The sequence below is a fragment of the Bacillus sp. MT(2024) genome (assembly GCF_036362845.1).
Taxonomy (GTDB): domain Bacteria; phylum Bacillota; class Bacilli; order Bacillales; family Bacillaceae; genus Bacillus; species Bacillus velezensis.
In genome coordinates this window covers 3,297,022-3,320,292 of sequence record NZ_CP143632.1, presented here as the reverse complement: position 1 = coordinate 3,320,292, position 23,271 = coordinate 3,297,022, and the positions used below count along the sequence as shown (strand labels likewise).

General features: G+C 46.8%; 20 protein-coding genes. 18 read left to right on the top strand and 2 right to left on the bottom strand.

Annotated features, from left to right (window positions below):
* Positions 1-44 precede the first annotated feature (44 nt).
* The 17 genes from VP472_RS16605 to VP472_RS16525 all read left to right on the top strand — a co-directional run bounded on the left by VP472_RS16605 (position 45) and on the right by VP472_RS16525 (position 19,698).
* A complete protein-coding gene (locus tag VP472_RS16605; RefSeq protein WP_003151605.1) occupies positions 45-1,439 on the top strand; it encodes an arabinose-proton symporter AraE in 1,395 nt (464 codons plus the stop codon).
* Between the two features lie 264 nt (positions 1,440-1,703).
* Positions 1,704-2,738, top strand: coding sequence for a gapA transcriptional regulator CggR (cggR, locus tag VP472_RS16600; protein WP_003151607.1), 1,035 nt, complete (start codon positions 1,704-1,706; stop codon positions 2,736-2,738).
* Positions 2,739-2,771: 33 nt separating this feature from the next.
* On the top strand, positions 2,772-3,779 hold the full coding sequence (gene gap / locus VP472_RS16595; RefSeq protein WP_003151611.1) for a type I glyceraldehyde-3-phosphate dehydrogenase: 1,008 nt from the start codon (positions 2,772-2,774) through the stop codon (positions 3,777-3,779).
* Between the two features lie 321 nt (positions 3,780-4,100).
* On the top strand, positions 4,101-5,285 hold the full coding sequence (locus VP472_RS16590; RefSeq protein ID WP_003151616.1) for a phosphoglycerate kinase: 1,185 nt from the start codon (positions 4,101-4,103) through the stop codon (positions 5,283-5,285).
* 25 nt (positions 5,286-5,310) lie between these two features.
* A complete protein-coding gene (gene tpiA, locus VP472_RS16585; protein WP_003151618.1) occupies positions 5,311-6,072 on the top strand; it encodes a triose-phosphate isomerase in 762 nt (253 codons plus the stop codon).
* Positions 6,065-7,600: a 2,3-bisphosphoglycerate-independent phosphoglycerate mutase gene (gene gpmI, locus VP472_RS16580; protein WP_003151620.1), complete on the top strand. Its 1,536-nt coding sequence runs from the start codon at positions 6,065-6,067 to the stop codon at positions 7,598-7,600. The genes tpiA and gpmI overlap by 8 nt, the downstream gene beginning before the upstream one ends.
* Before the next feature lie 27 nt (positions 7,601-7,627).
* Complete coding sequence (eno, locus tag VP472_RS16575; protein WP_007409956.1) at positions 7,628-8,920, top strand: phosphopyruvate hydratase; 1,293 nt, start codon at positions 7,628-7,630, stop codon at positions 8,918-8,920.
* Between the two features lie 169 nt (positions 8,921-9,089).
* Positions 9,090-10,370 (top strand): M28 family peptidase, encoded by a 1,281-nt coding sequence (locus tag VP472_RS16570; protein WP_146275521.1) that lies wholly within the window; start codon positions 9,090-9,092, stop codon positions 10,368-10,370.
* Between the two features lie 264 nt (positions 10,371-10,634).
* Positions 10,635-11,969 carry a nucleotide sugar dehydrogenase gene (locus tag VP472_RS16565; protein ID WP_070082399.1) on the top strand — a complete coding sequence of 445 codons (1,335 nt, stop codon included), beginning with the start codon at positions 10,635-10,637 and terminating at the stop codon, positions 11,967-11,969.
* Between the two features lie 48 nt (positions 11,970-12,017).
* Positions 12,018-13,148, top strand: coding sequence for a DegT/DnrJ/EryC1/StrS family aminotransferase (locus VP472_RS16560; RefSeq protein WP_070082398.1), 1,131 nt, complete (start codon positions 12,018-12,020; stop codon positions 13,146-13,148).
* Positions 13,145-14,074: an NAD-dependent epimerase/dehydratase family protein gene (locus VP472_RS16555; protein ID WP_070082397.1), complete on the top strand. Its 930-nt coding sequence runs from the start codon at positions 13,145-13,147 to the stop codon at positions 14,072-14,074. Before VP472_RS16560 ends, VP472_RS16555 begins: the two co-directional genes overlap by 4 nt.
* Entirely contained in the window at positions 14,040-15,296 is a 1,257-nt protein-coding gene (locus VP472_RS16550; RefSeq protein WP_070082396.1) for an aminotransferase class V-fold PLP-dependent enzyme, read from the top strand. The genes VP472_RS16555 and VP472_RS16550 overlap by 35 nt, the downstream gene beginning before the upstream one ends.
* Positions 15,297-15,307: 11 nt before the next feature.
* Positions 15,308-16,189 (top strand): GNAT family N-acetyltransferase, encoded by an 882-nt coding sequence (locus VP472_RS16545; RefSeq protein ID WP_146275519.1) that lies wholly within the window; start codon positions 15,308-15,310, stop codon positions 16,187-16,189.
* Positions 16,162-16,920, top strand: coding sequence for a WbqC family protein (locus tag VP472_RS16540; RefSeq protein WP_070082395.1), 759 nt, complete (start codon positions 16,162-16,164; stop codon positions 16,918-16,920). Before VP472_RS16545 ends, VP472_RS16540 begins: the two co-directional genes overlap by 28 nt.
* A complete protein-coding gene (locus VP472_RS16535; RefSeq protein ID WP_077722860.1) occupies positions 16,883-17,560 on the top strand; it encodes a PIG-L deacetylase family protein in 678 nt (225 codons plus the stop codon). The genes VP472_RS16540 and VP472_RS16535 overlap by 38 nt, the downstream gene beginning before the upstream one ends.
* A gap of 7 nt (positions 17,561-17,567) precedes the next feature.
* Positions 17,568-18,488, top strand: a complete 921-nt coding sequence (locus VP472_RS16530) for a sugar phosphate isomerase/epimerase family protein (RefSeq protein WP_070082393.1) — start codon at positions 17,568-17,570, stop codon at positions 18,486-18,488.
* On the top strand, positions 18,463-19,698 hold the full coding sequence (locus tag VP472_RS16525) for an MFS transporter (RefSeq protein WP_070082392.1): 1,236 nt from the start codon (positions 18,463-18,465) through the stop codon (positions 19,696-19,698). The genes VP472_RS16530 and VP472_RS16525 overlap by 26 nt, the downstream gene beginning before the upstream one ends.
* Positions 19,699-19,740: 42 nt before the next feature.
* Here VP472_RS16525 and VP472_RS16520 read toward each other — a convergent pair whose 3' ends face one another.
* Entirely contained in the window at positions 19,741-20,202 is a 462-nt protein-coding gene (locus VP472_RS16520) for a GNAT family N-acetyltransferase (RefSeq protein WP_070082391.1), read from the bottom strand.
* A 131-nt stretch (positions 20,203-20,333) separates the two neighbouring features.
* Between VP472_RS16520 and VP472_RS16515 the strand changes: the two genes are divergently transcribed.
* Positions 20,334-22,124: a zinc ribbon domain-containing protein gene (locus VP472_RS16515; RefSeq protein ID WP_146275517.1), complete on the top strand. Its 1,791-nt coding sequence runs from the start codon at positions 20,334-20,336 to the stop codon at positions 22,122-22,124.
* Positions 22,125-22,162: 38 nt separating this feature from the next.
* Here VP472_RS16515 and VP472_RS16510 read toward each other — a convergent pair whose 3' ends face one another.
* Complete coding sequence (locus VP472_RS16510; RefSeq protein WP_022553805.1) at positions 22,163-22,873, bottom strand: hypothetical protein; 711 nt, start codon at positions 22,871-22,873, stop codon at positions 22,163-22,165.
* Positions 22,874-23,271 lie beyond the last annotated feature (398 nt).

The following is a 23,271-nucleotide window of genomic DNA, read 5'->3' as shown; positions in this document are numbered from 1 at the left end:
TTTGTAAGCGTTTTTATTCTATTATTCGCGGGAGGGTAAAATTCATGAAGAATCACCCGGCACCAATTGGCTCAAATGTACCTGTCACTCGGCAGCATTCCAAGTGGTTTGTCATTCTCATCTCATGCGCGGCCGGACTGGGAGGGCTTTTGTACGGTTATGACACGGCGGTGATTTCCGGCGCCATCGGTTTCCTGAAAGATTTGTACCGCTTAAGTCCTTTTATGGAAGGGCTCGTGATTTCAAGCATTATGATCGGCGGTGTTTTCGGCGTCGGAATTTCCGGATTTTTGAGTGACCGTTTCGGACGGAGAAAGATTTTGATGGCAGCGGCTCTGTTGTTTGCGGTGTCAGCGGTTGTCTCTGCGCTTTCTCAAAGTGTGTCTTCCTTAGTGATCGCCAGAGTCATCGGCGGTCTCGGAATCGGCATGGGCTCCTCGCTTTCTGTCACGTATATTACCGAAGCGGCTCCGCCGGCCATACGCGGCAGTCTGTCTTCACTGTATCAGCTGTTTACGATATTAGGGATATCCGGCACTTATTTTATTAACCTCGCCGTCCAGCAGTCCGGCTCGTATGAATGGGGGGTGCACACCGGCTGGCGGTGGATGCTCGCTTACGGCATGATTCCGTCCGTCATCTTTTTTATCGTGCTGCTTATCGTGCCGGAAAGTCCGCGCTGGCTTGCGAAAGCGGGGCGCCGGAATGAAGCCCTCGCCGTGCTGACGCGCATTAACGGCGAGCAGACCGCGAAAGAAGAAATCAAACAAATCGAAACGTCTTTACAATTAGAAAAAATGGGTTCATTGTCTCAGCTGTTTAAACCGGGGCTGAGAAAAGCGCTTGTGATCGGGATTCTGCTGGCTTTATTCAATCAGGTCATCGGCATGAACGCAATTACGTATTACGGGCCGGAAATTTTCAAAATGATGGGCTTCGGACAGAATGCGGGGTTTATCACGACATGCATCGTCGGTGTCGTTGAAGTGATTTTCACCATTATCGCGGTTCTTTTAGTCGATAAGGTAGGCCGGAAAAAGCTGATGGGGGTCGGATCTGCCTTTATGGCGCTGTTCATGATCTTAATCGGGGCATCCTTTTATTTTCAGCTGGCGAGCGGTCCGGCTTTAGTCGTCATCATATTGGGATTCGTCGCCGCTTTCTGCGTATCAGTCGGGCCGATTACGTGGATCATGATTTCGGAAATCTTTCCGAACCACCTCCGCGCACGCGCCGCCGGTATTGCGACGATATTCTTATGGGGGGCCAACTGGGCGATCGGCCAGTTCGTGCCGATGATGATCAGCGGGTTAGGGCTCGCGTACACCTTCTGGATATTCGCCGTCATTAATATTCTCTGTTTCTTGTTTGTCGTGACGATCTGCCCTGAGACGAAAAATAAATCATTAGAAGAAATAGAAAAACTCTGGATAAAATGAAAGCGTTTTACGACAAAAGTCCGCTCCGGCGGGCTTTTGTCTGTCACCTTCATTCCGTTTCTGTATATAATGACTGTATCAAGGAGATACTGGTAAATCCTGCGAAGAATGTCGAGGAATTGACCTTTAACAGTTGAATTAACAATGTCATCCTGTTAAAATAATTAAAGAAAGCAGACATAATTTTTTTTGGCTATGATGGGACGTTTTTTGTCATAGCGGGACATTTTCTGTCCAGTATGAATAGGAAGGAACGTTTGAGTCATGAACCAGTTAATACAAGCTCAAAAAAAATTATTGCCTGATCTTTTGCTTGTGATGCAGAAAAGATTTGAAATCTTGCAGTATATCAGGCTTACAGAACCGATCGGCCGCAGAAGTCTTGCAGCCAGTCTCGGATTGACCGAGCGTGTTCTCAGAAGCGAGGTTCAGTTCTTGAAAGAACAGAATCTCATCGATATTAAAACAAACGGCATGACAATGACGGAAGAGGGCTATTCACTGCTTTCGATTCTGGAAGATACGATGAAGGATGTTTTAGGATTGACGCTTTTGGAAAAGACATTAAAAGAGCGGCTCAATCTGAAAGACGCCATTATCGTTTCCGGAGACAGCGACCAATCTCCTTGGGTCAAAAAAGAATTAGGGAGAGCGGCCGTTGCATGTATGAAAAAGAGATTTTCAGGCAAAAATATCGTCGCTGTAACCGGCGGTACGACAATTGAAGCCGTCGCCGATATGATGACGCCGGATTCAAAAAACCGCGAGCTCCTGTTTGTGCCCGCAAGAGGCGGTTTAGGCGAAGATGTGAAAAACCAGGCGAACACCATATGCGCGCATATGGCGGAAAAGGCTTCAGGCACTTACCGGCTTTTGTTCGTTCCCGGCCAGCTGTCACAAGGCGCCTACTCATCTATTATTGAAGAACCTTCCGTAAAAGAGGTGCTTCACACGATTAAATCAGCGAGTATGCTCGTTCACGGAATCGGCGAAGCTAGAACAATGGCGGAGCGAAGAAACACGCCTTTGGAAGATTTGAAGAAAATAGATGACAATCATGCGGTGACAGAGGCATTCGGCTACTACTTTAATGCGGACGGAGAAGTCGTTCACAAGGTGCATTCAGTCGGAATGCAGCTCGATGACCTCGATGCCATTCCCGACATTATCGCGGTAGCGGGCGGATCATCAAAAGCGGAAGCAATCGAAGCTTATTTTAAAAAGCAGCGAAACACGGTTCTCGTCACGGACGAAGGAGCCGCAAAGAAGTTATTAAGGGATAACAGTCCCTCAATATAAATATCTCTCACTTATTTAAAGGAGGAAATAATCATGGCAGTAAAAGTCGGTATTAACGGTTTTGGTCGTATTGGACGTAACGTATTCCGCGCAGCATTAAACAATCCTGAAGTTGAGGTAGTAGCAGTTAACGATTTAACAGACGCTAACATGCTTGCTCATCTTTTACAATATGATTCCGTACACGGAAAATTAGATGCAGAAGTTAAAGTTGACGGCAGCAACCTTGTTGTTAACGGCAAAACAATCGAAGTTTCTGCTGAGCGCGATCCTGCGAAACTCAGCTGGGGCAAACAAGGCGTTGAAATCGTAGTTGAATCTACTGGTTTCTTCACAAAACGCGCAGACGCTGCGAAACACTTAGAAGCAGGCGCGAAAAAAGTTATCATCTCTGCACCTGCTAACGAAGAAGATATCACAATCGTTATGGGTGTTAACGAAGACAAATACGATGCGGCTAACCACCATGTTATCTCTAACGCATCTTGCACAACAAACTGCCTTGCGCCGTTTGCAAAAGTACTTAACGACAAATTCGGCATCAAACGCGGTATGATGACAACTGTTCACTCTTACACAAACGATCAGCAAATTCTTGATCTTCCGCACAAAGACTACCGTCGTGCGCGTGCAGCAGCTGAAAACATCATTCCTACATCAACTGGTGCTGCTAAAGCAGTTTCCCTTGTTCTTCCTGAACTGAAAGGCAAACTGAACGGCGGAGCTATGCGTGTGCCGACTCCAAACGTTTCTCTTGTTGACCTAGTTGCTGAACTTAACAAAGACGTAACGGCTGAAGACGTAAACGCAGCTCTTAAAGAAGCGGCTGAAGGCGATCTTAAAGGAATCCTTGGATACAGCGAAGAGCCATTAGTATCCGGAGACTACAACGGCAATGCTAACTCTTCTACAATCGATGCTCTTTCTACAATGGTTATGGAAGGCAGCATGGTAAAAGTAATCTCTTGGTACGATAACGAAAGCGGCTACTCTAACCGCGTTGTTGACCTTGCAGCTTACATCGCAAAACAAGGTCTTTAATTCATAGCTCCCGGAAAGGGCCGGACTTGGTTCTTTCGGACAGAAACGCTATAATGAAAGCGGACAAGGGAAGGGGACGGACTCCCTTTCCCTTTTTCCATGAGAACCGGCTTTCAGAAAGCGCCGGATTGCTGCAGAACGTCCGCGTTTTGAAGTTTCCGCGGCACTTTCGTTTTCTGAGCCGCCTGCCCTGGCTCAGAAGACGATCTGCCCCGTGCCCGGAAGCTGCAATCTGCCCCGCGGCGGAAGCATCATGAGGCGGTTTCACGTTTCACGTTTTTCGTGCTATGCAAACCATTTTGAAGGAGGATCTCCTAAGGCATGAATAAAAAAACAGTAAAAGACATCGACGTAAAAGGCAAAGTCGTATTCTGCCGCGTTGACTTTAACGTTCCAATGAAAGACGGGGAAGTAACAGACGATACTCGTATCCGCGCTGCGCTTCCAACAATCAAACACCTTGCAGACCAAGGCGCGAAAGTCCTTCTTGCGAGCCACTTAGGCCGCCCGAAAGGCGAAGTGGTTGAGGAGCTTCGTTTAACTCCTGTCGCTGCACGCTTAGGCGAACTGCTCGGTAAAGAAGTGAAAAAAGCGGATGAAGCTTACGGCGATGCTGTAAAAGCACAAATTTCTGATATGAAGGACGGAGACGTTCTTGTATTGGAAAACGTACGTTTCTACCCTGGTGAAGAGAAAAACGATCCTGAGCTTGCTAAAGCATTTGCTGAGCTTGCGGATGTATATGTCAATGACGCATTCGGTGCTGCCCACCGTGCTCACGCATCTACAGCCGGAATTGCCGAGCATCTGCCGGCGGTTGCAGGATTCCTGATGGAAAAAGAGCTTGACGTTCTCGGCAAAGCCGTGACAAATCCTGAGCGCCCGTTTACGGCAATCATCGGCGGCGCGAAAGTAAAAGACAAAATCGGCGTAATCGAAAGTCTGCTTGATAAAGTGGACAACCTGATCATCGGCGGAGGTCTTGCTTACACATTCGTAAAAGCGCTTGGCTATGAAGTCGGTAAATCTCTTCTTGAAGAAGATAAAATCGAACTTGCAAAATCATTCATGGACCGCGCGAAAGAAAAAGGCGTTAAATTCTATATGCCGGAAGACGTTCTCGTTGCTGATGATTTCTCTAACGATGCAAACGTTCAAATCGTGCCGATCTCTGAAATTCCAAGTGATTTAGAAGCGATCGACATCGGTACGAAAACCCGCGAAACGTACGCTGAAGTTATCAAAAACAGCAAACTTGTCGTATGGAACGGACCGATGGGCGTATTCGAAATCGACTTGTTCGCTCAAGGCACAAAAGCAGTGGCTGAAGCATTGGCAGAGGCAAACGATACATACTCTGTCATCGGCGGAGGAGACTCTGCGGCAGCCGTTGAAAAATTCGGCCTTGCTGACAAAATGAGCCATATCTCAACAGGCGGCGGCGCATCCCTTGAATTCATGGAAGGCAAAGAGCTTCCGGGTGTAGCTGCGCTGAACGATAAATAAAAACTGCTATAAGGAAGTGGAACAGATGAGAAAACCAATTATAGCCGGTAACTGGAAAATGAACAAAACACTCGGCGAGGCTGTCAGCTTCGTTGAAGAAGTGAAATCTTCCATTCCAGCAGCAGACAAAGCGGAAGCCGTTGTTTGCGCACCAGCTCTTTTCTTAGAAAAGCTGACTTCTGCTGTTAAAGGAACTGACCTGAAAGTCGGCGCCCAAAACATGCATTTTGAAGAAAACGGTGCGTTCACAGGTGAAATCAGCCCGGTCGCTCTGAAAGACCTTGGCGTGGATTACTGCGTCATCGGACACTCTGAGCGCCGTGAAATGTTCGCTGAAACTGATGAAACAGTTAACAAAAAAGCGCATGCCGCTTTCAAACACGGCATTGTGCCGATCATTTGCGTAGGTGAAACGCTTGAAGAGCGCGAAGCCGGAAAAACAAATGATCTTGTTGCCGATCAAGTGAAAAAAGGTCTTGCGGGTCTTTCTGAAGAGCAAGTTGCCGCTTCCGTTATTGCGTACGAGCCAATCTGGGCAATCGGAACAGGCAAATCTTCTACAGCGAAAGATGCAAACGACGTCTGCGCGCATATCCGTAAAGTCGTTGCTGAAAGCTTCAGCCAGGAAACTGCTGACAAGCTCCGCATTCAATACGGCGGCAGCGTAAAACCTGCAAATATTAAAGAATATATGGCAGAGTCCGATATTGACGGTGCTTTGGTCGGCGGCGCAAGCCTTGAACCGCAGTCATTCGTTCAATTATTGGAGGAAGGTCAATATGAGTAAAAAACCAGCTGCACTCATCATTCTTGATGGGTTCGGATTACGCAATGAAACAGTCGGAAACGCAGTCGCACAAGCGAAAAAACCGAATTTCGACCGTTATTGGAACCAATACCCTCATCAGACGCTGACGGCATCAGGCGAAGCAGTCGGACTGCCTGAAGGACAGATGGGGAACTCTGAGGTCGGTCATTTGAATATCGGCGCAGGACGTATTGTGTACCAAAGCTTAACACGCGTGAACGTTGCCATCCGCGAAGGCGAATTCGAACGCAATCAAACGTTCCTTGACGCCATCAAAAACGCGAAAGACAACGACAAAGCGCTGCACCTGTTCGGCCTTCTTTCTGACGGAGGCGTACACAGTCACATCAATCATTTATTCGCGCTGCTGAAACTTGCGAAAAGTGAAGGACTGACGAAGGTGTATATTCACGGTTTCCTCGACGGCCGCGATGTAGGTCCGCAAACGGCGAAAACTTACATTCAGCAGCTGAATGAGCAGATCGAAGAAATCGGTGTCGGCGAAATCGCCAGCATTTCCGGACGCTACTACTCCATGGACCGCGACAAACGCTGGGACCGTGTGGAAAAAGCGTACCGCGCAATGGCTTACGGCGAAGGCCCGTCTTACCGCAGCGCGATGGATGTAGTCGACGATTCTTATGCGAACGGCATTCATGATGAATTCGTCATTCCGTCCGTCATCACAAAAGAAAACGGTGAACCCGTTGCGAAAATTCATGACGGCGATTCTGTGATTTTCTATAATTTCAGACCAGACCGCGCCATCCAGATTTCAAACACGTTTACCAACAAAGATTTCCGCGATTTCGACCGCGGTGAAAATCATCCGAAAAACCTGTATTTCGTCTGCCTGACTCACTTCAGTGAATCTGTTGACGGATATGTGGCTTTTAAACCGGTAAACCTTGACAATACGGTCGGTGAAGTATTAGCACAGCACGGGTTAAAACAGCTTCGCATTGCAGAAACTGAAAAGTATCCGCACGTTACGTTCTTTATGAGCGGCGGCCGTGAAGAAGAATTCCCGGGCGAAGAGCGCATCCTCATTAACTCGCCGAAGGTCGCGACATATGACCTGAAGCCTGAAATGAGCGCGTATGAAGTGAAGGATGCTCTTGTAAAAGAAATCGCGGCTGACAAGCACGACGCGATCATCCTGAACTTTGCAAACCCTGACATGGTCGGCCACTCCGGAATGGTCGAACCGACGATTAAAGCAATTGAAGCAGTGGACGAGTGCTTAGGCGAAGTGGTTGACGCCATTATCGCTAAAGGCGGACATGCCATCATTACCGCTGATCACGGTAATGCGGACATTCTGATTACAGAAACAGGCGAACCGCACACTGCCCATACGACAAACCCAGTCCCTGTCATTGTGACGAAAGAAGGCGTGACGCTGCGCGAAGGCGGAATCCTAGGCGACCTCGCACCAACGTTATTAGACCTTCTCGGTGTTGAAAAACCGAAAGAAATGACCGGAACATCTTTAATTCAAAAATAAGCGTAAATCAAAAGGAGAGACAAACTCATGCCATACATTGTTGATGTTTATGCACGCGAAGTCCTTGACTCCCGCGGCAACCCGACAGTTGAAGTTGAAGTATATACAGAAACAGGAGCTTTCGGCCGCGCATTAGTGCCAAGCGGAGCTTCTACAGGTGAATACGAAGCGGTTGAGCTTCGTGACGGCGACAAAGACCGTTACCTTGGAAAAGGCGTGTTAACTGCTGTTAACAACGTAAACGAAATCATTTCTCCAGAGCTTCTCGGCTTTGACGTAACTGAACAAAACGCAATCGATCAGCTTTTAATCGAGCTTGACGGAACTGAAAACAAAGGCAAACTCGGTGCGAACGCAATCCTTGGCGTATCTATGGCTTGTGCGCGCGCAGCTGCTGATTTCTTACAGATTCCTCTTTACCAATACCTTGGAGGATTCAACTCAAAAACGCTTCCTGTACCGATGATGAACATCGTAAACGGCGGAGAGCATGCTGACAACAACGTAGACATTCAAGAATTCATGATTATGCCTGTAGGCGCGCCTAACTTCCGTGAAGCGCTTCGCATGGGCGCTCAAATCTTCCACAGCCTGAAATCAGTTCTTTCTGCTAAAGGAATGAACACAGCTGTAGGTGACGAAGGCGGATTCGCTCCGAACCTTGGTTCTAACGAAGAAGCGCTTCAAACAATCGTTGAAGCAATCGAAAAAGCCGGCTTCAAACCTGGCGAAGAAGTGAAACTTGCTATGGATGCTGCATCTTCTGAGTTCTACAACAAAGAAGACGGCAAATACCATCTGTCTGGCGAAGGCGTTGTGAAAACATCTGCTGAAATGGTTGACTGGTACGAAGAAATGGTTTCTAAATACCCAATCATCTCTATCGAAGACGGACTTGACGAGAACGACTGGGAAGGCCACAAACTTCTTACAGAGCGTCTTGGCAAAAAAGTTCAGCTTGTCGGTGACGACCTTTTCGTTACAAACACGAAAAAGCTTGCTGAAGGTATCAAAAACGGCGTAGGCAACTCTATCCTGATCAAAGTAAACCAAATCGGTACATTGACTGAAACATTCGATGCGATCGAAATGGCGAAACGCGCGGGCTACACTGCCGTTATCTCTCACCGTTCAGGTGAAACTGAAGACAGCACAATCGCTGACATCGCTGTGGCAACTAATGCAGGACAAATCAAAACAGGTGCTCCGTCCCGTACGGACCGTGTTGCGAAATACAACCAGCTTCTTCGCATCGAAGATCAGTTGGCTGAAACTGCTCAATACCATGGTATCAACTCTTTCTATAACTTGAATAAGTAATGGAATGGACGCCGGGAGATATTCTCCCGGCGTTTTTTTATGGTCCCGGGCTTTTCCCTCCTTTTTCTTCATCTTCATTTGGTCAATAATATTCATTTTTTCCCCTTTTTAAAGGAATCAGTGTTCTTCAATCGAAAGGGAAGAGGTGTTAATAAGAGGAGGGATTATGATGAAATTTTCATTTATGTCAGCCGCGGTGGCAGCAAGCGTCATATGGGGTGCGGCTGCCGGGCCGCTGGCCGAAACCCATGCTTATTCAGCTGTGACCGCCCCGGTTTTTGATGCCGATGAGGCATTGGACACTATGCGTGATCTGAGTGAAATCATCGGACCGCGGGAAACCGGAACTGCGAAAGAAAAGGGAGCGGCTGAATACATATCGAATCGTCTGCGGGCTCAGGGCGCCAGTGTCAAAGTACAGTCATTTCCATTGAAAAAGTACTTTTCAGGTTCAGTCACAGCGGGAGATCATGAATTCCCGCTCCGCTCCGCTGATCAATCCGCTGTTGAAAAAGAGCTCAAAATAGAAGGCGGGATTTTTGACGGCGGCTGCGGATCACGCAATGACGTAACAGGAGCCAAAGGAAAGATTGCAGTGATACGCGAAGGAAAGATCCCCGTTTCTCAAAAGATCAAACATGCCGAACAAGCGGGAGCCAAAGCAGTCATTATTTATAATCAGACAACAAAACCGCTCGCCGTCCGTCCGCAGACCGATAAAGGAATCACGATACCGGCGGCGGGTATGAAAAAAGAAGACGGTGAAGCATTGCTGCAGGAAAAGCAGGCAGTCATTCAATTTAAAAACTATAAAAACCGCACCTCACAAAATATCATAGGAACGCGCAAAGCGGCACAGGCCAACTCTTCTGATGCTGATATTATTTATGTCACAGCGCATTATGACAGCGTAAAAGGCGCGCCCGGAGCGGATGATAACGCCTCAGGCACATCTGCCGTTCTGGAAATCAGCAAGCAATTGACACACATACCGAAAGACAAAGAGATCCGCTTTATCCTGTTCGGTGCAGAAGAATTATGGTCTGCGGGTTCATCTTATTACGTCAGTACACTCACGAACAATGAAAGAAAGCACAGCCAGGCCAATTTTAATGCCGATATGATTGCGACTGACTGGGAAGAAGCGAGTCAAATGTGTGTCACGACTCCTGACGGCAGGGAAAACCCGAGTGTCCGGTACGCTGAAAAAGCCGCTGAAAAATCCCGGTTGGTCAAGCCAAACCTGATTCAGCTCGGTTACTCAGACCATGTCTCTTTTTATGAAGCGGGGATTCCGTCGGCTAACTGGATTTGGCTCAGCCCCGATACACAGGAGCCGGGGCCCTGGTACCACACCGAAAATGATAATATGAAACACATCAGCAAAGAACGGCTAGAGAAAGCTGGGGCACTCGTTTCCGCAGCAGTAACTGAGGCAATGAAGGAATAAAAAACAGGCTTCGGCCTGTTTTTTATATTATTTTCTGTATATTCTCTCAATTAAGGGAGATTTTCTCACTCGTTACCAGATATATACCATTTAACAGGATTTTATTTTACAAATAAAAGAAAAATAAATAGATAATACCTAATCCACAAAAGGATGTAAAACTCATTTATCAAATTTTAACTTTTGTTATAATTGCGATATCGATCGATATTTGTTTTAAATTGTAAAAAACAATACTCTTTTCTATCTATTAGGGGGCGAAAAATGAATACTGTCACAAAAGAAGCCAGCAACCTTGGTCAAAAACGGCTGTTACATCTGATTGAAACGAAGCAGGCGATAGTAGGCGTGTTAGGCATGGGATATGTGGGATTTCCTCTTGCGCTGGAATGTGTCGATAAAGGATACAATGTGATCGGATTCGACAAAAACAGTGAAAAGGTTTCCTTGTTAGCCGCCGGAAGCAGCCATATTCAAGATATAGAGGACGGCAGACTGAACTCGGCTTTACAAACAAAACGCTTTCAAATCAGCGCCGACATGTCGCTCATCCAAAAATGCGACATCATTGTGATATGTGTGCCGACACCCCTGAACAAAAAAGACAAGATCCCCGATTTAACCTACATCGACAGTGCAGTTGACAGCATGATCGCTTATGGAAGGCAGCATCAGCTTTTAATTTTAGAAAGCACCACCTATCCCGGAACAACGAAAAAAAAGATTGCCGACAGAATGGCATCAAGCCGCGGCATGAAAATAGGAACAGACTTTTTTACGGCTTATTCTCCGGAAAGAATCGATCCGGGCAACAGGCAATATGAAGTTTCAGATATTCCTAAAGTAGTCGGCGGAACCACACAGACTTGCACAGAACTTGCCTCAGCGTTTTACAACACCATTGTTACAAGCATTCACCCGGTCACCTCACCCGAAGTAGCTGAAACAGCTAAACTCCTAGAGAATACTTATCGTTATGTCAATATAGCTCTTATCAATGAAATGGCGCTTAATTGCCGTGAACTCGATATTGATATATGGGAAGTCATCTGCGCGGCGGACACGAAGCCGTTCGGCTTTCAAAAATTTATCCCTGGCCCCGGAGTCGGAGGCCATTGTATCCCGATTGATCCTTTTTACTTCAAATGGATCGCGAATGAAAAAGGACTGCAGACAAAATTAATTGATCTGGCGGACGAAATCAATTCTAACATGCCGATTTCTGTCTCTGACTATGCTTTGAAACTGGCGGGCAAAGACAAATGCAGCATCTTAATAATAGGGGCCGCTTATAAAAAAAATACAAATGACCCGCGTGAATCCTCAGTGTTTACGATAATGGAAGAATTGATGGACAAGGGATGCGCGATTGATTATCATGATCCGTTTATCAGCGAGATCCGCTTGAATGACGGAAGCCGCAAACAATCTGTCCCTTTCACAAGAGAACAAATCAATCAGTACGACGTCATCATCATTCATACAGATCACGATGTAATCGACTACAGTATTTTGAAGGATGCCTCACCGATTATCTTTGACACAAGAAATGTATGCAGGGAAAAATCAGCCGACAATTGCAGAGTTGTCACTTTATAGGAGGGAACGGTCATTAGTAATCGATTTATCTCTTTTCACAGACCTGATATGACAAACGAAGAAATCGCAAGCGTAACCGAAACGATTCAGTCGGGCTGGATTTCGAAAGGCCCGAAGGTAATCGATTTTGAAAAAAAGCTGGGAGAATGTATAGGAGCCGAACACGTCATCAGCTGTAATTCAGGCACTGCTGCCTTACATATGGCTTTATTGGCGCTCGGTGTGGGAGAAGGCGATGAAGTCATCGTGCCGAGCTTCACGTTCTGTTCCAGCGTCAATGTCATCCTGCACGCCGGAGCCGTTCCTGTGTTTGCGGATATATGCGAGAAAAGTCTATGTGCCGATCCTGAAGATGTCAGGAAGAAAATAACGCCGCGTACAAAAGCGGTAATTGCGGTTCATTTTGCCGGCTATCCGGCTGATCTGGAAAACTTGCAGTCCATTTGTAAAGAAAACGGATTGTATCTGATTGAAGACGCCGCTCATGCGCTCGGTACAAAATATAACGGAAGCATGATCGGCACTCACGGAGATGCCGTGTGCTTCAGCTTTTATGCCACCAAAAATATTACAACGGGGGAAGGCGGAGCCCTCGTCATGAAAGACGAACAGGCCGCAGAAAGAGCGAGGCTGTACGGCTGGCACGGCATCACAAAAAATGCCTGGAACCGGTACGGTGAAAAAGGCAGCTGGAGATACGACGTGTTACTGCCGGGCTTTAAATATAATATGACGGATATTCAGGCCGCGCTCGGTCTGGTTCAATTGAAGCGCGCAAACGAAATTCAAGAAAAACGGGCACAGATCGCTCAATTTTATGTGCGTGAACTGTCGGGCCAATCTGACAAAGCAGCGCTTCCGCTTTCTGACATTCCGAACGGCATAACGCACTCATGGCATTTATTTATTTTGCGGATCCGAGAGAACGGCGGCATGGACAGAGATCTGTTTATTGAGAAAATGAAAGAAAAACAGATCGGGCTGAGCGTGCACTTTATTCCCGTGCATATGCATCCTTACTATCAAAAACATTTTCCTGCCGAGCTTCCGGTTACTGAATGTGTTTTCCGGGAGATCGTGTCACTGCCTCTTTACAGCCAGTTATCAGATGAGGATTGCAGCTATATTGTCAAGTCAATAAAAGAAGTTTTGACTATCAGCCAGGAGGTAGGATCATGAAACATATTGCGATTATCGGAGGAGCCGGTTTTATCGGAAGCGAATTGGCGGCATTATTACAGGCTAAAGGTTATCACACCATTATTGCAGACCAAAAGAAGCCCGATTTTGACACTGAATACCGCCAAACGGATATCCTTGACCGGACGTCCCTCCGCGAGTCACTGCGGGGAGCGGATGCGGTTGTCCATTTGGCGGCAATGGTCGGTGTAGACAGCTGCCGAAGCAATGAAGAAGACGTCATACGGGTCAATTTTGAAGGAACGAAAAATGTCACCGAGGTATGCGGTGAATTGGGAATCAGAACACTTCTTTTCTCATCGAGCTCAGAAGTATTCGGCGATTCACCGGATTTTCCTTATACCGAGACAAGCCGAAAGCTTCCGAAATCGGCTTACGGAAAAGCCAAACTGCAATCAGAGGAATATTTGAGAGAACAGGCTTCCGACGAACTTCATATTCGGGTCGTCCGGTACTTTAATGTATACGGGCCGAAACAGCGCGAGGATTTTGTCATCAACAAGTTTTTCAGCCTGGCCGAGAATGGCTCTGAGCTGCCTCTTTACGGAGACGGCGGACAAATACGCTGCTTCAGCTACATCAGTGATATCGTCACCGGAACTTATCTCGCGCTCATTCATGAAGGAGCCGTCTTTGAAGACTTTAATATCGGGAACGACCAGCCGATCACGATAAAAGAACTGGCTGAAAAAGTCAATGTGCTCTCTGGCAGAGAGAAGGATAACTATCTGTTTAAAAAGCTGGGCGAAGACGGCGTGAGGGGAAAAGACATCGAGATTTTTAAACGGGCGCCGTCAATCGAGAAGGCGAAACGTTTACTCGGTTACGCTCCGAAAGTAAGTCTGCATGAAGGCCTGGAGATCATAAAAGATGAAAGACAAAAGCACAAACTTTCACTTTCCTAAAAACCCGGAAGTAGTCAAATATCCCGTTTATCCCGGACAGCTTTCCGTCAGGGGCCGTCTGCGCGCGGTGAAGCACTTGCTTACTGCCGGACAAAGCGGACTGACTGAAAAGCTGGAAAAACGGTACGGAAAAGGGGTTGTACTGACCTCCAGCGGCAGTGCGGCACTGGTGCTCGCCTTAACTTATTCGGGAGCCGGGCCGGGGAAAGAAGTGATTTTCTCATCCTTCAGCTGCCCGAATGTCATTGATGCCGTAGTGCAATCCGGTGCAACGCCTGTTTTTGCGCAGCTGGATGAGCATCTTTCTTTATCGTTTGAGGATGTCAAAAAAAAAGCGACGCGGCAGACGTGTGCGGTTATCCTCACGCATGTATACGGCCGGAGAGAAAATACCGCCATCATTGACTGGGCGAAGGAACACGGTATTTTTGTCATTGATGATGCCGCTCAAGCTATGTTTACAAAACAAGCGGATACATATGCCGGCGGTCTGGGCGATTTCGGCATTTTAAGCTTTGGCCCGTCAAAACCGCTTGCGAGTATCGGAGGCGGCGCGTTAATCGCGCCGAAAGAATTGCTGAAGCAAAATGCAGCTCCCCCGATGGAACGGCGCGGCCGAGTAGCAAATGACTATCGATCCTATATCAGAAATCAAAGAATACAGGCTGTTATGAAACGGAAACGGCATCATCCCCTTTCATATATTTATAGAAAAGCGGGCGTCATGCCTTCCATGAAAGCCACTAAGCTCGAAGCTCTGCCGGATAAACCGGCTGTTGTACCGGTGCTTCGCATGCATCCGGCAAGGGAAGCCATTATTGAAGATCAGCTTTCACGTATGGATCAGCTTGTAACAGCTTCCATTCGAAACTTAGAGACGGCGGGAGAAATCTTTATAAAGGCGGAAGAGACGTACGGCATAAAGATGATCCAGCCTCAGGAAGGAGAACATCTGAATTATTTAACGATTGTATTCCCCCGGGATGAAGAGCGGTACGGGTGTTCCGTTTATTTAGCCGAAAGAGGCATCCAAACATGCTGGAACTATCTTCCCCTCGAACGTATTCCGATTTATGAAACATATGCGGCGGAAGAAGGGGAAGATCCGCTTTGGAAAAGAGTTCTTTCTCTGCCGTTTAAACCTCCTCTTCAAAAGGAGCAAGTCAGATATGTAGCCGAATCCGTTTTATCATATTGTGAGCAACAGAATAAGACTGAATAGTGGTGATAACAATGCAAAAAACAGCAGTATGCACGAGCCGCCAGGTATGGGATCGGGCCGCTGACATGTATCAGGCGGGGTTGTTTCAAAGCTATGATTGGGGAATTCTCATGGAAGAGCTTCCCGGCACGTCATTTCACCCTGTCAGACTGACAACGGACGGAGGACAGGTCATCTATCTTCCGCTTTTTGAACAGAAGGGCGTATTATCCGGCAATATGATCGGATACGGCGGCGTTATTTCAGATCGCCCCATCTCATTTGAATGGCTTCAAAGTGAAATCGAGGCCATATTCGGCCGGAACATATCCCGGATGCTGCTGCCGTACGGTCAGACTTCTTTTACAGAAGAAATCGGGGAAGGGTGGACGGAAAAGGCGACACGGATTCTTACGCTTCCGGACACGTTTGACGAACTTTGGACGGGCATCTCCGGAAAAGCCCGGACGGCAGTCAGATACGCTGAAAAAGAGAATATTGTCACCAGGCTGATCGGGCGACAAGAACTTGAATCATTTTACGACCTCTACAAGGAGCATACGGCGGCAATCGGCGCGGCTTATGTGCTGAGCCAGGGATTTTTCCAAAAACTGCTTGACACGTTTGGGGACCGGATGTTTTGGGTCGGAGCATATCAGGATGAGACGCTGATCAGCAGCAGTATTTTTCTCTATGACCGCTCTCACTTCTATTATTGGCAGAATGTAAACAGCCTGGCGGGAAAAAAAGCGCAGGCCTCTTACTTGTTGATGCGTGACGCTTTGCAATTCGCCATCAGCCGCAAGCTTCAATGGGCTGATTTTGGCTATTCACACAGTAAAGAAATCGCAAGACCGAAACGATATTGGGGAGCTGAAGAAAAACAATGCCGACTTTTTACGAAACCGGAATGAAAACAATAAGCGGCCATCAATCCAGTTATCTGCCGTGGTACGGTTTTTTTGAAAAAATGTATAAGTCGGATCTGTTTGCCATTCATGACACGGCTCAATTTGAGAAAAAAGGATTTCTGAACCGCAACAGAATCAAAACGCCGCAGGGTCCCAGATGGCTGACGGTGCCTTTGCAGATGAAACAATATAAAGACATAGAGCTTCGGCATATGAAAATCGACCAGACACAGGATTGGCGGAAAAAACATTGGATGGCGATTAAAATGAACTATGCGAAAGCTCCCTATTTTGAGCGATACCAGCAATTTTTTCAAGATGTCTATCAGAGGGAGTGGGAATATCTCCATGATTTGAATATGCACATCATTGAATTTTTCCGAAAAGAGCTCCGAATTGAAACGCCGCTCTGTTATGTCTCTGAGCTTGAATGCCGGAAGGAGAAAAAAAGCGATTTTGTTTTAGCGCTTTGTCGGGAGCTGGGGGCGGATCGTTATTATTCAGGCAGTCAGGGTTCCGACTATTTAATAGAAAGCGATTTTGAAAGAAACGGAATTGTCATTGAGTATCAGCAGATCCGGCATTTTGACTATCCTCAATTATTCGGGGAGCATATCCCTCACCTCTCCATGCTTGATATGCTGATGAACTGCGGAGCGGATACAGCTGAAATGTTAGTTAAAGGAGGGCAATATGATGAAAGTAATGGTATTTGCAGCGCATCCCGACGATGAAATTATCGGCGTCGGCGGCACGCTCGCCAAACATGTCCGCCAAGGTGACAGCGTGTCGGCAGTCATTATGGCGGAAGGCAAGTCATCAAGAAAAACGGATTATGAGAAGCCTGAAGAGTCCGTTATGCAGCATTCTGCTCAAGAAACGGAACAAGCGCTCAGCACTTTGGGCATCCATGATTTTGTCAGGCTGAACCTTCCTGATAACAGAATGGATTCAATGGATTTGTTGGATGTCGTGAAGGAAGCGGAGAAACAAATCAATCGTTTTCAGCCTGACATTGTGTATACCCAGTACGGCGGTGACATTAATATTGACCACTCCGTCGTATTCAGAGCGGTCATGACCGCAACCCGTCCGCTTCCCGGCCATACGGTAAAACGGGTTTTTGCCTATGAAACATTGTCTTCGACGGAATGGAATTACTGTCAGAAGGATCAGTTTCATGCCAACTTCTTCGTTAATATTGAAGCTGAACTTGAAATGAAATTGAAATCGATGGCGTGTTACGGCTCCGAGCTCAGGGACTTCCCTCATCCCCGCTCTTTGCAGGCAATCGAACATAATGCCCGTGTATGGGGAGCAAAATCGGGTTTTTCCGCTGCGGAAGCGTTTATGCTTGTGAGAGGAACATGGTGACTGTCCTATGATTGCTCAAATTCCGTTTTTCGGACTTGATCCGAAGCAAATCGATGAGAAATGGGTGGAAGCGGGATACGGTCTGGAAGCGAATATTTTTGACGGCCGCTCCTTTAGTGAAGCGGATTATCTCAAAACATTCAATCAGACGCTGGAATATGCAAAACAGCTTGATCCTTCATTATTAACGCTGCATTTCCCGACAGATCATGCCGATTATGTGCATGAAGATCACATCAAAAAACAGCTTTATCACTTTGCGGAGCTCGCTGTGAAATACGGCGCCAAAGGCATAACCGTTCATGCGAATCAATTTATGACGGTTGAGGAATTTCAAGTCTATGACCTGGAAGGAAACCGTAAAAAAATCATTGAATTTTTCGCGGAGTTTGATGAGCAGCTGAAAGGGACGGACATTTGGATAGGTGTGGAAAACCTTCCGATCATCGGGAATCTGGGAGAGGATTTTGATCCGATTTTCATTTATCCTGAGGATTTTACAGAGCTGGTTCAGCTGGATCTGAAGCATGTCGGTATTACGTGGGATCTGTGCCATTGGGCGATTACCTATCAGACTCACTTGTCTTCCGCGCTTATGTTCAGAAATGACCAGCTGAGATACCCGGATTTCTTTCAGTTTCTCTCGATAAAAGAGAGCATTAAACATTATCACTTCAGCTCATTTCGCCAGCTTGCGTTCCCGCATGGCGGCGTCCGCTGTTTTGAGGGCCGCCATCCGAGTGAAGGGACGATCGCTGAGGAGGTGCTGAGACGGGCTGCAGATACTTTGCAGGAGCTTTATCGGAATCAAGATACCGGCATTGTATTTGAGGTGATGGAAGAGGATTATACGGAAAGACGGGAATCATGGAGAACGCTGGAATGGTTCGGCGGTGTTTCTGATGCCGAGGATCAAAAAAGGGCCTGATATGACATATCGAACACCGAACTATGCAAAGCTTTGGTGTGCGCAGGTGTTTTCTTCAGCGGCGGACGGGATCTGGCTTATTGCACTGCCGCTGTTAGTGCTGGAATTGACCGGCAGCAAAATTCTTGTCGGCGTTATTTCTTTTATCGAACTCGTGCCGTTGACATTTGGCGTGCTGGCGGGACCGCTGATTGATTTATTCCGAAAAAAGTCGATCTTGTATTTGTGCAATACGGGCCGGGCCGTCATCATGATCCTCTTGGCGGTGCTCAGCGCGAACGATTTATTAACCGTGTGGATAGCCGGGGTGTGCGCCTTTTGTCTATCTCTGCAATCGATGCTGTTTGCGCCGGCGAAAGTCGCGATCATTCCGCTGCTCGTCCGCAAACAGCATCTTGATCAGGCGACATCTTTGATCAATACGAGTGACTTGATCGGACTCATCGTCGGAAAATTGATCAGCGGGATCATGATTGCGGCTATTCCGTTCGGGCTGCTGTTTGCCATAAACGGAACTGCTTTTTTTATCTCCGCGGCATTTATCGCGTTCATTCGTATTTCAGAACAGCCCAATGAAAAAAGCAACGGGGCTGAAGGTGTAAAAGCCGGTTACAGAATGCTGAAAGGAAATGCGGCATGGCTGACATCGGTCGGATACTTTTTCGTCGTAAATCTCGTCATTGCCGGTCTTATTTCAGTAATGGGGCCGATTCTTGCTGTGGAGCGTTTTCAGCAGAACTATTCTGTATGGTTTGCCGTCATGTATTCAATGTTTCAGGCGGGGATGCTTTTGGGCAATCTGGCCGTATTTTTCAAATGGAATACAAAACGCTTGAACCGGCTGTACCCGCGGACGTTAACGGCAGCGGGACTGCTCATTTTGGTGCTGTTTTTTCCGCTTCACGGGTTTGAGTGCATCATCTTCCTGGTGCTCGGCATCATCATCTCGTATATTGATGTGCAAACGGTGCTGTATTTCCAAAAGACGGTTCCGGCCGCATATTTCGGAAGGGTCTTTGCACTGATTTTTTCCATTGTCAAAATGGGTGAACCGCTGTCGGCCGCTGTCTACACAGGGCTTCTGCTGTTGATGAATGCGGATTATATTTTTGCGGCGGTCGGACTGACCCTTACGATCGTTTTTGCTGTTTTTTCAGTCAGACAAGGGAGTCAAAGAAATACAGAGAAACAAGCGGATCAATCCGTCTGAATGTTAAACGAAGGGGCGCCGATGTCAGCCGGCGCCCTTTTATCATAAATCCAAATAAAGCCGTATCATATCCCGGCATTGAATGCCGTTTTCAAAAATGTCTTCATCATAATGTCTGATAAAAAAATCATGGTCGACAGCCTGAATGCGGAATCCGCATTTTTGATAGAGTGACAGCTGATGAATACTGGAATTTCCGGTGCCGATTTCAATCGTGTCAGCTCCCGTTTCTCTCGCTTTTTCAATGGCATCCCGCACCAGCTGTTTTCCGAATCCCCTGTTCTGCAGCGATTCTTTTACCGCGATGTTTACGATTTCTATCGTTTTAGGCCTTGTTTGCAATAAGACGTAAACCCCTGCAAGCTCGTCTGACGTCCAAGCCGTATAGCATTCTCCTCTTACAAGATAATCATCGACAATCTCTTTCGACGGATCGGCCAGCAGCAATAGTTCATACAGCGCTTCATCCGGCTCCGCGGCTTTTCGGATGCTCAGTTTTTGCATGTCTGTTTCTCCTCCTCCGTTATGATCGACAGCTATTTTTCAAAATAACTCCAAAATCATTCTACTTTATTATAAAATATGAAACATAGGAAAAGTTATACAAGTTTTGCAGATTGAATAGGAGGAAAGTCATGTTTTTTTGTAAGTATTGCGGCCGACAGAACAACGAAGAGGCGCATTTCTGTAAAGAATGCGGAAAACCGATCGGGAAAGGAAGCCGGCTTGAACGGCAGGCGGCTGTAAGAGCGGCTGAACCTGCTTCACAAATGAGAAAGCCGATCCCTAAAAAAACGCTCTTCATATGGGGCGGCATTGCCGCAGCGCTGATCTTATTGATTGCCGCATATAAAACCGGAGCCTGGCTGACATCTGAAAAAAGGCTCACAGATCAATTCGAACAGGCAGTTCATGACGGGGACACGAAAAAGCTCGCAGCCCTGCTCACTCCTTCAGACAAAAAACTGAAGCTGAATGAGACCAATGTCAAACCGCTCCTTGCATACGCAAAGAAACACGATGAACTGCTGGCAACGCTTCGCGGCAATTCATCAGAAAAAGATGCGGTATACGTCAAAAAAGAGGGTAAAACCCTTCTTTTGTTTGACCATTACGAACTGAAAGTCGATCCGGTTTATTTCCGCGTCACCAGCAATTATAAAGGCGCCGATCTTTATATCAACAGCGAGAAAACAGGTACGGTCAAAAAAGCCGATGAAACCCAAATCTTCGGCCCGTATGCACCCGGTGTCTACACGGCGGAAGCCAAGCTTAAAAATGACACGGTTGACGTTGTCAAAAAGCAAGAGGCAGAGGCGGCCGGCAGCCGGAATGTTGAGTTTGATCTGCCGTTAGACGCCGAGGATGTGACGTTCACTCCGGCAGACAGCTTCAAAAACGCGAAAGGCGATCTGCTGATAAACGGCAAGTCCGTCCATAAAGATCCGTTTAAATCCGTTACATACGGTCCGCTCTTAACTGACGGTTCCATGACAGCCGCCGTGGAGGCTGATTTTCCTTGGGGAAAAATGAAAACTGCCGATGTTCCGATCAACAGTACTGATGTGGACTTAACGCTTATCCCGGATCAAGATACACAACAAACAATCATGGACACGATTGTCAAAACAACGAAGCAGTATACAAAAGCGATGGCAGACGGAAATACCGATCAGATGACCGAGGCTGGTTCCGCCTGGAAAGAGCAGACGAAAGAAGTGGTATCCGGCATGAAGAGTTCCGGCACCTTTTTGAAAGATCAGTATAAAGAGACAAGCTTTGATCTGGATTCATTTGCGATTTCTCAAGAGAACGGCCGCTGGCAAGCAACTGTTACGGGTAAAGAGCTTCATGATTCTGCTTATTTCGACGGGAATACGAAGCCTGATATGGAAGAGGCTGAGCCGAGCTTTCATTATGTACTCTCATATGATACAAAACATAAAAAATGGGTTTTCGAAAAAGCTGACCCTGCCTCAGATTCTTCTGGGACCAATGTAAAAAAAATAAAAAACGACCAGCCGAAAACCTATACATCCGCATGGGCATCTTCCAAAGGAAATACAGCTTCAGGCAGCGTGACAAACGAGCAAGTCACATCGTTTATGACTGATTACCTGACAAATCAATCAAGCGCCGTCAGCCTTAACAATTTTGCCATCATGGCGGGCAATTTAGAAGAGGGAAGCCCTTTGTATGCTGATCAGCAGAAACTGGTCAAAAAACTGCACAGCGAGGGGACGACCGAAGTATTTAATGAAGTGAATGTCAAAAGCTTTTCACAGAAAGGCTCTCATCTGACGATTCATACGTACGAGGAGTTTTATATTACGAAAGCCGGCGGCAGTCCGAAGCTCAGAACATACAATTGGACGTATGGCGGCGTTGTCAAAGACGGAAGAATTTATTTAACATCCATTCAATAAAAAAACCCCGCGCCAATCAGGCGGCGGGGTTTCCGTTTTTAAAAGAAGAAATAATTCATGAGTTCTTTTATATAATGCTTGATCGTGAATTGAAACGTTACGCAAATGATCAAATAGATGACGATAACAGAATAAATGATATCCGCTTTAGCCGTGAGCTGATGCTGATAGCTTGCCAGCATGAGCGGAGGCACGGCAAACGCCGCTCCTAAAAGACCGACAGCCAGAATGGTAAAGCAAACGGTTGTATGAAGCAGCATAAAAATGAGGGCAAGAAGCAAAATAGCTGTAAACGGAATCAAAAATGCTCCGAATCTGGACAGCGAATCTTTAAATGACACCTGCGCGCCGCCGGCCTTCAAAGCGATAAAAATCAAGAGATACAGGCAGAATACGCATAATGCAAAGGTAAGCGCCGGTTTGATCACAACCGCGGTAAAACTGACATCACGAAAGCCGTCTGATAAGAGAATATAAAACATAATCGGCGTCACCAGGCAGAAAAGCACCATGTTGATGATGCTGCTGACAAGCTGTTCGCCGCCTGTCGTTTTACATGTTTGATACGGTCTCTTTAACACATCAAGCACGAATAAGGCAAATTGCTTTGAAGCCTGCTTAGCCGCGGCGCCGGCCTGAGCGGCCTGACCCTGTGTTTGGCCTGCGCCTCCCTGCCCGGGCTGGGGCGCACCGCACTTTTCACAAAATTTTCCGCCATCAGTATGATGGCCGCATTGAGAACAATACATTCTAAAACTCCTTTTACAAGTAATATAGGGATTTTGTTCAATATTTACATTATAAAAGAAAATAGGACGGATGTAACGGAGTTTTCTAAAGATATATAAATCACCTTCTCTATGAAATGATAATAGAGAAAAAGTACCCAATATGGTAGAATTTTATTGGAGCTGACAGATATCATGTCTCTCGGCGCATTGATTCAGAGTGAAAAAGGAAATTAACGCATGCTAAAAAAATTGAAAATGCTTTATCGGCTGTTGAAATTCGGAAAAGGCTTATGGAGATAGCAAACAGAAAAAAACCGTCCTTACAAGGACGGTTTTTTCTGTTTTCCGGATCGTCCGGCTGAGGTTATAAAAAGCAGACCCCGGGGTAAAAATCATGCATAAGAAACAGCGGAGAA